This window comes from Epilithonimonas hungarica, assembly GCF_900102265.1.
Taxonomy (GTDB): domain Bacteria; phylum Bacteroidota; class Bacteroidia; order Flavobacteriales; family Weeksellaceae; genus Epilithonimonas; species Epilithonimonas hungarica.
In genome coordinates this window covers 228,363-240,397 of record NZ_FNBH01000004.1, presented here as the reverse complement: position 1 = coordinate 240,397, position 12,035 = coordinate 228,363, and the positions used below count along the sequence as shown (strand labels likewise).

11 protein-coding genes are annotated in these 12,035 nt (G+C 34.9%); 3 read left to right on the top strand and 8 right to left on the bottom strand.

All coding sequences use genetic code 11. The features are described from left to right. Window positions 1-42: 42 nt before the first annotated feature. Window positions 43-1,110, top strand: a complete 1,068-nt coding sequence (locus tag BLT30_RS15875; RefSeq protein WP_089874551.1) for a hypothetical protein — start codon at window positions 43-45, stop codon at window positions 1,108-1,110. 34 nt (window positions 1,111-1,144) lie between these two features. After that, the gene (locus tag BLT30_RS15870) at window positions 1,145-2,575 is read left to right on the top strand and encodes an OmpP1/FadL family transporter (protein ID WP_089874550.1); all 1,431 of its coding nucleotides are present in this window, start codon (window positions 1,145-1,147) and stop codon (window positions 2,573-2,575) included. 50 nt (window positions 2,576-2,625) lie between these two features. On the opposite strand, the gene rsgA is transcribed toward BLT30_RS15870, so the two are convergent. The 4 genes from rsgA to BLT30_RS15845 form a co-directional block, all read right to left on the bottom strand. Then, window positions 2,626-3,552 carry a ribosome small subunit-dependent GTPase A gene (gene rsgA / locus BLT30_RS15865; protein WP_089874549.1) on the bottom strand — a complete coding sequence of 309 codons (927 nt, stop codon included), beginning with the start codon at window positions 3,550-3,552 and terminating at the stop codon, window positions 2,626-2,628. A gap of 96 nt (window positions 3,553-3,648) precedes the next feature. Continuing rightward, a complete protein-coding gene (locus BLT30_RS15860) occupies window positions 3,649-4,728 on the bottom strand; it encodes a chorismate mutase (protein ID WP_089874548.1) in 1,080 nt (359 codons plus the stop codon). Between the two features lie 538 nt (window positions 4,729-5,266). Next, the gene (locus BLT30_RS15850; RefSeq protein ID WP_089874546.1) at window positions 5,267-5,995 is read right to left on the bottom strand and encodes a hypothetical protein; all 729 of its coding nucleotides are present in this window, start codon (window positions 5,993-5,995) and stop codon (window positions 5,267-5,269) included. A gap of 177 nt (window positions 5,996-6,172) precedes the next feature. Next, on the bottom strand, window positions 6,173-6,355 hold the full coding sequence (locus tag BLT30_RS15845; protein ID WP_139166692.1) for a hypothetical protein: 183 nt from the start codon (window positions 6,353-6,355) through the stop codon (window positions 6,173-6,175). A gap of 318 nt (window positions 6,356-6,673) precedes the next feature. On the opposite strand from BLT30_RS15845, the gene BLT30_RS15840 reads away from it, so the two are divergent. Continuing rightward, a complete protein-coding gene (locus tag BLT30_RS15840) occupies window positions 6,674-8,458 on the top strand; it encodes a helix-turn-helix domain-containing protein (protein ID WP_089874544.1) in 1,785 nt (594 codons plus the stop codon). Here the strand turns inward: BLT30_RS15840 and BLT30_RS15835 are convergent. The 4 genes from BLT30_RS15835 to odhB all read right to left on the bottom strand — a co-directional run bounded on the left by BLT30_RS15835 (window position 8,406) and on the right by odhB (window position 12,030). Further along, window positions 8,406-8,900: a hypothetical protein gene (locus BLT30_RS15835; RefSeq protein ID WP_089874543.1), complete on the bottom strand. Its 495-nt coding sequence runs from the start codon at window positions 8,898-8,900 to the stop codon at window positions 8,406-8,408. The two genes, BLT30_RS15840 and BLT30_RS15835, sit on opposite strands and share 53 nt — an antisense overlap. 122 nt (window positions 8,901-9,022) lie before the next feature. Further along, a complete protein-coding gene (gene dnaX, locus BLT30_RS15830; RefSeq protein WP_089874542.1) occupies window positions 9,023-10,105 on the bottom strand; it encodes a DNA polymerase III subunit gamma/tau in 1,083 nt (360 codons plus the stop codon). Between the two features lie 151 nt (window positions 10,106-10,256). After that, a complete protein-coding gene (locus tag BLT30_RS15825) occupies window positions 10,257-10,715 on the bottom strand; it encodes a hypothetical protein (RefSeq protein ID WP_175487216.1) in 459 nt (152 codons plus the stop codon). 76 nt (window positions 10,716-10,791) lie between these two features. Continuing rightward, the gene (gene odhB / locus BLT30_RS15820) at window positions 10,792-12,030 is read right to left on the bottom strand and encodes a 2-oxoglutarate dehydrogenase complex dihydrolipoyllysine-residue succinyltransferase (RefSeq protein ID WP_089874541.1); all 1,239 of its coding nucleotides are present in this window, start codon (window positions 12,028-12,030) and stop codon (window positions 10,792-10,794) included. Between the last annotated feature and the right edge of the window lie 5 nt (window positions 12,031-12,035).

Genomic DNA, 12,035 nt, shown 5'->3' with positions numbered 1-12,035 from the left:
TTTAAGAAATGCAAATATAGGAAACTTAATACTTCTCATAAAATGAAAAATATCAACAATACAAGCTTAATCAATTTCATCAAATCAAAAGGTTTGATATTGATTTCCAGCAGCTTTCTTTTGACTTCTTGTGTAATTTATACCGGGGGTTATTCAGAAACCGATGGTGTATATTATGACCCGAACAAAGATTCTCTTCCTGCGGGTTCATATTCTGGTAATTATGGTAACCAAGTTGATGATTATTATAACTATCAAGATACTTACCCAAGTCTTTATGACAACAATCAACAAAACATTCAGGAGCAACAAAATAGATATAGCCTAAGCAGCGATTCTGACTGGGGAACTTTCACAGGATCAGAAACCAACTATACCAGTTTTAATAATTGGGGCTGGGGCGGAGGTTTCGGCTGGGGTGGCTGGGGCTATCCTAACTATGGCTGGGGCTGGAACGGCGGCTTCAATTCTTTTGGCTGGGGCATGGGCTTCGGTTGGGGATGGGGAAGCTCATTCTATTCACCTTGGGGCTGGGGAGGTTTTTATGATCCATTCTGGGGATATGGCTATGGTGGCTGGGGAGGCTATTATGGCGGATTCTACGGTTATCCATATTATGGAAATGGCTATTATAGACCTGTATACCACAGATCTGGGGCTAATGGCAGCAGATTAAGTGGAATGATACCTCAAGGTAGAAATAACGGACTTAGAGGAATAAACAGTACCGGCGGATTAAGAACGCCTCAACGTATTGCGGGAATTAATAACGGAAGTATTAGAAATAACAACAATATTAGAATTCCTAATAATGCCGGAAGTGGAAGAAATCCAAATATTATCAACAATGGGGGCGTAAGACAATACCCAAACAATGGGGGAATAAGAAATTCTTATCCTAATAATGGCGGAACCAGAAATCCTTCCAATTACCCTAACAACAGCAACATAAGAACTCAACAAAACAACGGAGGTTTCAGAAATGATTCTTATAACGCACCTACAAGATCAGGAGGTAACTCAGGAGGCTTCAATTCTGGAGGTGGAATGAGATCTGGTGGTTCTTCTGGAGGCGGTGGAATGAGATCCGGTGGTGGCGGAAGAAGATAATCATTGATTTTAAAATATAATATTTCATATTAAAATGATAAAAAAGACTTTATTACTGTTAAGCATCCCTATTTCTGTTGTTTATTTCAAGGCTCAGGATGTATCGGTGATTACAAATACTGTTGATGTTTATTCGGGAAATCCAATTAATGGAACTGCCAAATATAATTCGATGGCAGGATCGATGGGAGCTTTAGGAGGTGATATTTCCTCGGCAAGCGTAAACCCTGCCGGCATTGGGGTTTTTATTGCTAGCGATGTCAATCTCACTCTTGGAATCAATAGTAATAAAAATAAGACAACTTTTGGTGGTAATTCATCAAATTATACGATCAACAAAACAGACCTTAACAATAGTGGTGGTGTATTAACAATAAATCTTGGTGATACAAACTCTAAGTGGAAATTTGTCAACATCGGAATCAATTATTCTACACAATCTATAGATAATTATGTAGAATCTCAAGGGAACCAGAATATTCAAATTGCAAGTACTCCAACTGAAACCATCAATTCTTCAAATTACACATTAGCAGGACATTGGTACGATAGATACGGTGATATTTCCAAAACCAGTTTTACTGTTGGTGCCAATTATGACAACAGATTATATTTTGGTGTAGGGCTTAATTTCCATAATTCTTATATCAATCAATACGATTCTGCCAACTTTGGAAATGGAAATAGTTCAATAAGATTTGATAAACAATTTACAGATTTCGAAGAAAAAGCCGATGGGTTTTCAGCCAATATTGGAGTTATTGCAAAACTAAGCAATCAGTTCAGAGTAGGTGCTGCGATAGAAACACCTACTTGGTGGAATATGGATAGATATTACAACGAATATTATCTTAATGATAACTATTATGACAGATTCTATGAAGATAGAAAACTATCCACACCTATGAAAGCAAGCATCAGTGCTGCTTTTGTTCCGAGTAAGAACTTTGCATTGAATGTAGACTTCATCCAGGGAATTACAAAACCAAAATATAAAGAATACGGAGATGCTGAAGCTGAGCTCAATGATTTCTTCAAAGAGACCTATAAGAGCTCATCAGAAGTCAGAGTTGGTGCAGAATACAGAATTATGGATTTTCGTCTAAGAGGTGGATATGCTTACCAGGGAAATAGTTTTGATAATATGTCAACGCTTAGCTATAATGATAATGGCAGTACTTCCAATCAATCCTATTCCAATCTTTTTGTTGGTAAAAGAAATATCATCGGTGCTGGTATCGGTTATGATTTCAAAGCTTTCTATATAGATGCTTCTTATCAGAATATAACATCAACATATTCTAGTCCATTTCTGTTTGGTAAACTAATAACTACACCTGAAGGAACATATTCTTCCGGCTATTATTCTCCAAATGGGACAGAATTGTTAAGTAACGCAGAAGCTGTCTCAAAAGTTAAAAGTACCAGAAGTAATTTCTTTGTTACACTGGGTTGGAAATTCTAACATCCCCAATATTTATAAAAAAATCCTACAAATTAACTTTTGTGGGATTTTTATTTTTGATTCATTTCTTCCGCCTCTTCCATCAGTTTGAGATAAGTAATATACCTGGTCTCTTCTATCTCTCCGGTTTCCAGACTTTCTATAACCGCACATTTTGGTTCGTTGATGTGCATACAATTATGATATTTGCAATCTCTGCCTTTTTGGAAAATCTCTGGAAAATAATGCTGAATCTCCTCTTTCTCAACATCTATCATCGCAAATTCCCTGACTCCCGGCGTATCGATAACCGAACCGCCAAAATCCCAAAAATGCATCTGAGCAAATGTTGTGGTATGCTTTCCCTTCAGTACAGATTCTGATATCTCACCTGTTCTGATATGTAAATCCGGTTGCAAAGCATTCACCAATGTTGATTTACCGCAGCCGGAATGTCCGAAGAAAACAGACGTTTTATCTTGAATTCTATCAATTAAAAAATTAAGATTGAGCTTTGTGTAAGAAGAAATGTTCAACGTATCGTAACCGATATTCTGATACATTGCTTCTATGTTTTCTACGATCTCCCTTTCTTCATCATTCAAAGTATCCATTTTATTGAATAATATCAAAGGTGAAATATTATATGCTTCACAGCAAGCCAAAAACCGATCAAGAAAACCTAAAGAAGTTTCAGGAAATTTCAAAGTATAGATGAAACAGGCAATATCTACATTAGAAGCGATGATATGCGCTTCCTTGGAAAGATTTACTGATTTTCTGATGAGATAATTTCTTCTCGGAAAAATCTTGGTAATCCAAGCAACATCATCTTGTTCCAAAGAAAATTCCACCTCGTCGCCTACTGCCAATGGGTTGGTAAGCCGCGTTTTTATTAATTTGAATTTTCCGCGGATCCTGGCCTCAAAAATTTGTTTTGTTTCAAATTCCAAAACCTGATACCAGCTTCCTGTGGATTTGATGATGATTCCTTTCAAACAGTAGAATTTTAGTGTTTGGCAAATTTAGAAATTTAAAATTAGCATCTACAAAAAAGAAGCTAATAATTAGCTTCTTTTTTCTCATTAGAAAGATCATTTATCAATCATAATATGATTTTGGACCTCGATACTTTCTTCATGGATCGCCTTGAAGACTTTTTCTATGAATTCTTGCGACATTCCTGTTTCAAAAGCTTTCTGAGTAGCATATTCTGTGATTATCTTCCAACGTTCCGGTTGAAAAATAGCAATGTTATTCTCTTTTTTAAGTTTTCCTATTTTTTCAGAAACCTTCATTCTTTGAGATAAAAGTTCAATCAACTGGAAATCCATATCACTGATCAGCGTTCTGTGTTTTCCCATCTCATCTTCGTATCCTGAAATATCAGAGTTACGAACTTGGAGATTATTAATCATTTCAGCCAAAACTTCAGGCGTGATCTGCTGGGCAGCATCACTCCAGGCGTTATCCGGATCACAGTGGCTTTCTATGATAGCACCTTGGTAACCAACATTAAATGCCTCCTGGGCAACGCCCGCCAAACCAGTTCTGTTTCCGCAAATATGTGAAGGATCAATGAATAATGGGATATTTGGAAATTGATTTTTAAAATCCAAAGCAATTTGCCAGTTCGGGATATTTCGGTATTTGGTTTTTTGATAAGTTGAGAAACCTCTGTGAATTGCGCCTATATTTTCCACACCTTGACCTAATAGCCTTTCCAAGGCACCAATCCAAAGTGCCAGATCTGGGTTCACTGGATTTTTAACCAAAACTGGCTTATTTGTACCTCTTAAAGCTTGGGCAATTTCCTGAACTGTAAATGGATTAACCGTAGAACGAGCACCTATCCAAAGAATATCAACATCCGCTTCCAATGCCGCAAAAACATGGTGTGCATTCGCAACTTCGGTTGCTGTTTTGAATCCGAATTCTTCTTTTACTTTTTTCAGCCAATTAAGGCCTATCACGCCTACTCCTTCGAAACCATTCGGTTTTGTTCTCGGTTTCCAGATTCCTGCGCGGAAAGCAGAGATCTCTGCATTACTTTCTTTCAGTCTTTTTGCCGTCTCCAACATTTGAGATTCACTTTCAGCGCTACAAGGTCCTGCGATAATCATTGGATTTGCAAAATCTTGGATCCAATCGTTCTTCAATTCATTAAGGTTCATATTTCTAATTTTATATATTTTAAATTAATTCAATAGTATATCTGTTATAAATCTTGATTTATAATTCTTTTCCAAAAAAATAACGTTTAAAGTTTTAAATGAGTCACGGAAAATTGAATATTTCCGTAGTTTTTTGAGAAAGAAATTTAGTTAGCCAAACCAATAAAATCGGTAATAGTTTCTGAAATTTCTGTGATAAGTTCCAAAAAAGCTAAACGATCCGTCCCAATAAAAGACAGATGCTGTAGTTGCGAAATATGGAAATTTGCTCGATTCCATTCTTGTAAATCCTTTACTAAAAGGATATTTAGCTTGTTTGATTAATATTAGTTCTCCTTTATCGGAGAAATCTTGAACAAATATATAAATTAATGTGAAACTACAAGTCATTAAATTTATAAATCTTTAAGATCAATTTTATAAAGCACTTAAAAAAACAAAAAAGCAGGGAAGTCCCCTGCTCTAATAAATTTAATTCAACATTTGCATCTTCTTAGAATCTGACTGTGTTTTAAGCTTATAAGAAAATAATTTAATATTAATTGGAGATTTTATAAATATAGACATTCACCTTGGCATTGGTCAAAACCCCTAAATTAGCTGGTAAAACTCCTGAAGTATTAACGGCAAATGTAATCGTATCTCCAACACCAAGCTGCACCAAAGAATTGAGAGAGGTTGATGTAACAGGAAGTGCAGCAAGTGTAAGAGTAAGAACTAAAGGCACATCTATAGCAACCCTTACCGCATCAAAAAGTTTCTCATCCCACACCACATTATTCTTTAATATTCCTAATTTCTTACCTCCCAATATTTCTATATCTACACCAGAAGCTAATTGGAATTCGTAGTTAATTGCATATATCCCTGCTTGGGGAGCCGTATATACGCCACTGTTGAACAAAGCCGTATTTCCTAATTTGGTATCGGTTGCTCCCGTTAAATTGATCTTATACCAAGAACCTCCGATTGCTAGATTCAAAAGTGACCAAGAGCCGCTTTTTGAAGCATAATACGCATTAGCATTACCGGTTACCAAAATATCAGAATTAATTTCTTTTATTTCATAGTCTCCGGTTGTAGTCGTCTTATCTCTTACCAAAAAAGTATGATTGCTACTTACTGAAGGTATATTGGTCACATCCCGAATTTTCAGATTTCCATTGATGTCCAATGTAGCTTTGGGATCACTTGTATTAATCCCTACTTGTGCAAATATGATATTCGATAATAATGAAATCACGAATATGCGAATTCTATTTTCCATGTCATATGAGTTAAAAAGTTATTTTAAAGGCAAAAAATAAAGTCTCTATAGTTGTTAAATCGGATCACAGAACTTAAATATTCCGGGACTCATTGGTTCTTTATTATAATTGGTATTTTTATCTGTTGATTTTTTAGTTATATCATAAAAATCATCAGATATGATTATAACTCGTTTTTACCATTGGTGCCCATTCTTAGGAGGTGGATCTCCAGGCAATGGCTGGTTTGCGAGATCCAAACTATCTGGTGCTTGTATACTATCATTAGTTCTTTGAAAAACAGAACTGTTTTCTGACATGTTGCTGTTTTCTGCTGGAAGGTCAACATCATTTTCTCTACAAGAGTGCATTGTGACCATAACTATTAAAATTGAAATTGTTGAGATAATCTTATTCATAATTTTAGATTTAAAGGTTATCCCGGCCGGTTTATATTAGAATTCTGACACCGAATTTAGGTGACAATATGCAAGCATAAAAACCATCGTTGTGCTTATTTAGGAATAAGCACGCATTAATTAATATGATTGACAATACTTAATCAATTGATTTATATGTAAATAAATACAGCAATTATTTTATTTTATTTAAAGAAATGAAAAACCTTTCTTCCGTTTTTTTAGCATAATTTTAGTTAGTTTAATACAGAAAATTAATCCCCATAAACACTCGACAAGATGAAAAAAGTTTGTTTTTTAATAACATGCTTCTTTTTTGGGATATACTATTCTCAAAAAGAAGAATTCAGTAATTACTACAATATCAAAAAGAATTATGAAAATTATCCGGAAAATGATGTTCGAGCTTTCAAATACCTCAATAATTACATATATCTTGCAAAAAAAGAAAACAACAATAAACAATTGGCACAAGGCTACGAAGATGCTGTATTTTATTCCTCTTCAGAAAAGCAGAAATTAATATATGCCGACAGCACGATCATGGCAAGTCTATTGACCAAGAACAATGATCTGATCAGTGATGCTTATCTTGGGAAGGGGGTCATCTATTATTTCAATTATAAAAAATACAAACCTGCACTTGAGGAATATCTAAAAGCTTATCAATACTCCAAAGACTCAAAGGATGATTATCTGAAAAATGAGATTCTCTATCATCTTGGAGTTGTGAAGAGCCATCTGGGATATTATGATTCTGCATTGGCACACTTTCAAAAAGCGAATAGTTTTTTCTTTAAAAAATTACAGGAAAAAGCTCACCCTAATATAATCTTTAACAACAAAAAAGGATATTACAACACCTTGCACAGAATAATAGTATGTCAAAGAAATCTGAAAAGATATAATTCTGTTGATTCCCTAATAATAACGGGTTTGCTGCGAACAAAGAATGACAGAGATTTTTCTCAGGAATATGGATATTTCTTAAAAGAAAAAGGAATTTCGGAATTTCGGAAGAAAGACTATCAAAGTGCATTGGCTTCATTAAAAAAATCCTTACCTCCAATTGTGAAGATCAATGATTTTGCATGGGCAACAGTAGATTATTTTTATATCGGCAAGTCATATTTAGCTATTAATAAACCTCAGAAAGCATTACTTTATTTTCAAAAAGTAGATTCTGTTTTCAACAAACATAATTTTATTCTTCCGGAATTAAGAGAGAACTACGAATTACTTATTTATCATTATAAAAATGAAAAAAATAACTCAAAAGAATTATATTACACCAAACAACTCCTGAGAGCAGACCAGCTTATTTCAAAAGATTTCGCATACCTTTCTTCAACTATCCACAAAGAGTATGACACAAAAACATTACTTGATGAAAAGGAAAAATTAGAAAAAGTGACCTCCTGGGGAATACAGATCATTGCAGGATTGATCATATTAGCAATTAGCCTTGTAACATGTATTATAATAAGACTCAAAAACGAGCAGAAAATCAAGTTGAACTATAAGATCCTAGAGGAAAAGATTATCAATTATTCATATCTGCCATCTACACGATCTATTACAAAAATAAAAGATGAGGACAAATCCGTATTAAATGAAACAATGGTAAACAACATCCTTAAAAAATTACAAAGTTTTGAGGAAAGGCACGGTTTTATTGAGTACGGGCTGACTATCAATAAACTAGCAAATAAATTAAATACCAATTCAACTTATCTTTCGCAAATAATCAATGAATATAAAGGTGTTAATTTCAACAGGTACCTCGGAGAACTTCGCATTAACTATATTACCAATAAGTTATATAATGACAAGGTTTTTCTCAACTACAAAATAGAAACTTTAGCCGAGAAATGTGGTATTGCTTCTAGAACCAATTTTTCTAATCTCTTTATGGAGATCAATGGAATAAGACCTACTGACTTTATTAAAAAAAGACAACAGGATATGAAAATAAATTGCAGGAATTTCCCAAAATTTAATAAGATTCAGCTTATGTCAAATCAAACCTCATCAAGTCGTCTAAATCTTTCAAAAGAGGATTGATCTCTACAAATTTTTCGAATATTTTCCGTTTGGTCATCACTTCTTTTTTAATAGACAGATCCGTTTGATATTCTATTTCAATCTTGAAGTTGTTGACCTTGTGTTTGAAATGGTTAAAGAATTCGGGGCTTAATCTGTCAAACTCTCCTTTTGCTGTTTCGGAAGAATATTTGACAGTGATCTGATGTTCGTCTGATTTTTCTAATTTAAAAGTATTGATTGCATTATACGCCAAAGTATTGGTTTTAGCAATATTCTTTAGAAAAATCCCCCATTCTCTATCAATGTCCGTTTGTGAAAAATGATTGGAAGGAAGATTCTCATCTTTAACTTCCGCAAATTTGTCCTTTTCTATCTCTTCTTTCTTTTCTAAAGCTGCTTTTATACTGAATTTGGAACCAGAATTAGTTTTAGCAATCGGCTCAGAAGCTTTTTGAATCACCTTCTTTGGTTCTTCAAAAATAGATTTTGCAGGCTCTGGTTTTGGCTCAGCCTGAACTTTTGTTTCGGTAGAAACAGGTTTATTATCGGAAATTAAATTAGCTTCAAGAAGCGGGGCTAATATTAAGAACTTTTTTTTTTAGCTTCCAAACCTGCAGTGAGACTTGATAATTGCATCAATGCAATCTCAACAGTCAATCTTGGATTTTTGGAATTTTTATAATTGATGTCAGCAAAATTACAAATCTCGATTCCGTCAATCAATTGTTGAGCTGACCATTTTTGAGATTGTTCAGCGAATTTGGATTTCGTTCTTTCACCAACTTCAATCAAGTTCAAAGTTTTAGGATTCTGGGCCATCATAAGGTCGCGGAAATGATTCCCTAATCCAGCAATGAAAATATGTGGGTCAAATCCTTTTTTAACAATTTCATCAAAAGTCGTTAAAACACCAGGAATATCGTTTTCTTTTGCTAAATCGACAATTTTCAGATATTGGTCATAATCCAAAATATTGAGAACTTCTGCAGCTTTTTCTAGAGTAATATTCTTTTGAGAAAATGTGCTCAACCTATCAAAAATTGATAAAGCATCTCTCAATGCGCCATCAGCTTTTTGGGCAATTAAGTACAACGCATCATCTTCGTAGGTGATACTTTCCTTTTCAGCAATTTTTCTAAGATGCTCCTGAATATCTTCTATCGTGATTCTTTTGAAATCATAGATTTGACATCTGGAAAGAATTGTTGGAATGATTTTGTGTTTCTCAGTCGTCGCAAGGATGAAGATTGCATGTGCCGGCGGTTCTTCCAAAGTTTTCAGGAAAGCATTGAAAGCAGCCTGAGACAACATATGAACCTCATCGATAATATAAACTTTATATTTTCCGACCTGAGGCGCAAACCTAACCTGGTCTATCAATTCTCTGATGTCATCCACAGAGTTGTTGGAAGCCGCATCTAATTCATAAATGTTAAATGCAAATCCATCATCATCCGCAGCGCCGGATTTTTCATTGATCTTTCTCGCTAAGATTCTGGCACAAGTGGTTTTACCCACACCTCTTGGTCCGCAGAAAAGCAATGCCTGGGCAAGTTGGCTTTCGTCGATAGCGTGTTCCAAAGTATCGGTAACGTGAGATTGTCCAACAACAGTGTCAAACTCTTGCGGACGGTACTTGCGTGCAGATACGATGAAATTTTCCATTGCTCAAAAGTAAGGATTAATTGTGAATTTTGGAAATGGTTTTTGTTTTTGTGAGAATATTTTTTGAACGCAAAGTCCGCAAAGATTTTATTAATTATTGAAAATATTTTAAAGTTCCCAAAGGCGTAAAACTCAACAAAGAATGTAAGAATTATTCATCTTCATCTAAAAAATCAAGTTCGTCATCACTCTGAATATGGTCTGGAGAAATTCCCACCGGATTAAACAAACCCCAATTGTCAACAGTGTAGTGTTTTGGATTAAATCCAGAAATCCAATCAATAAATAAAAGTCTGAATTCTTCAATTAAGTTTCTCACTAACCTATAATATTTCGAATCAGAAAAACCAAAATGTTCCAAAGTATTTCCTCCAACAAAAATATCTCTTGCTGCTTTTCTGATGATTGTAGCATTCTCCATTTTAATATCATAAAGCTTCACAGCTTCAGCTCCGCAAATTTTGGCTTGAATTAGCATAATATCTCCAAGTAAATTCCCTTTGATGCTCTGCAAATATTCATTATCTTCTGGAAACAAACTTGTAATAGTTTCAAGGACATTAAAAATTTCTTGAGATTTTTTATAAATCGGTAATTCAAAGCATTCCATAAAATTAAATTTTGAAATTAAATATAATAAAAAAGAGAGCAAAATTGCTCTCTTTAAATATCTTGATTGTAATCTCTTACAATTCTAAAGCTTTTCTTTCGTCTCCATCCATTAGGAATTCTACCGGATTGTCAATCGCTTCTTTCACAGCAACCAAGAAACCTACAGATTCTTTACCATCGATGATTCTGTGGTCATAAGACATTGCAACATACATCATTGGTCTGATAACAACTTGTCCGTCAACCGCAACTGGTCTTTGGATAATGTTGTGCATTCCCAAGATTGCAGATTGAGGAGGATTGATAATCGGCGTTGACATCATAGAACCGAAAGTTCCACCATTTGTAATAGTGAAAGTACCACCAGTCATTTCGTCAACAGTGATTTTTCCATCTCTAACTTTAGTTGCCAAATCTTTGATGTTAGCTTCAACACCTCTAAGAGTCATATTTTCTGCATTTCTAAGAACAGGAACCATCAAACCTTTTGGTCCGGAAACTGCGATAGAAATATCTGCAAAGTCGTAATTGATTTTGAAATCACCGTCGATAGAAGCATTTACGTCCGGATAAAGTTTCAATGCTCTCGTTACAGCTTTCGTAAAGAAAGACATAAATCCAAGTCCAATCCCGTGTTTTGCAGCGAATTCTTCTTTGTATTGTTTTCTGATTCTGAAGATTTCTGACATATCAACCTCGTTGAAAGTTGTCAACATCGCCGTTTCATTTTTAACAGAAACCAATCTTGCAGCAATCTTTCTTCTAAGAACTGAAAGTTTTGTAGTTGTTTGAGCTCTGTTTCCACCAGCTGGTGCACTTCCCATTGCAGGAACAGAAGCTGTTACAGCATCATCTTTTGTGATTCTGCCATCTCTACCTGTACCAGTTACCTGGCTTGGAGCAATTCCTTTCTCGTCGAGGATTTTTTTAGCAGCAGGAGAAGGTGTTTGAGCAGCATAAGTTTCAACTTTTGGAGTTTCTGCTTTTACCGGAGCAGGCTCTTCTTTTTTAACTTCCGTTTTTGGTTCTTCTTTTGGTGTTTCAGCTGGAGCAGCGCTTCCTGCAGGTTTTGCAGCATCCATATCGATAAGACAAACCACCTGACCAACTTGTACCACTTCTCCTTCTTCTGCTTTCAAAGTAATGATTCCACTTTGCTCAGCAGGAAGTTCCAAAGTTGCCTTATCAGAATCTACTTCTGCAATCGGCTGGTCTTTTTCTACGTAATCACCGTCTTGGACTAACCACGTTGCAATTTCAACTTCTGTGATTGATTCTCCCGGTGAAGGAACTTTCATTTCTAATATTGACATACTAA

What these genes read in the sequence shown, in the direction of transcription:
- BLT30_RS15875 (WP_089874551.1), top strand. Translation starts at nt 43, where the DNA reads ATGAAAAATATCAACAATACAAGCTTAATCAATTTCATCAAATCAAAA.
- BLT30_RS15870 (WP_089874550.1), top strand. Translation starts at nt 1,145, where the DNA reads ATGATAAAAAAGACTTTATTACTGTTAAGCATCCCTATTTCTGTTGTT.
- BLT30_RS15860 (WP_089874548.1), bottom strand. Translation starts at nt 4,728, where the DNA reads ATGAACCTTAATGAATTGAAGAACGATTGGATCCAAGATTTTGCAAAT.
- BLT30_RS15850 (WP_089874546.1), bottom strand. Translation starts at nt 5,995, where the DNA reads ATGGAAAATAGAATTCGCATATTCGTGATTTCATTATTATCGAATATC.
- BLT30_RS15845 (WP_139166692.1), bottom strand. Translation starts at nt 6,355, where the DNA reads ATGGTCACAATGCACTCTTGTAGAGAAAATGATGTTGACCTTCCAGCA.
- BLT30_RS15840 (WP_089874544.1), top strand. Translation starts at nt 6,674, where the DNA reads ATGAAAAAAGTTTGTTTTTTAATAACATGCTTCTTTTTTGGGATATAC.
- dnaX (WP_089874542.1), bottom strand. Translation starts at nt 10,105, where the DNA reads ATGGAAAATTTCATCGTATCTGCACGCAAGTACCGTCCGCAAGAGTTT.
- BLT30_RS15825 (WP_175487216.1), bottom strand. Translation starts at nt 10,715, where the DNA reads ATGGAATGCTTTGAATTACCGATTTATAAAAAATCTCAAGAAATTTTT.
- odhB (WP_089874541.1), bottom strand. Translation starts at nt 12,030, where the DNA reads ATGTCAATATTAGAAATGAAAGTTCCTTCACCGGGAGAATCAATCACA.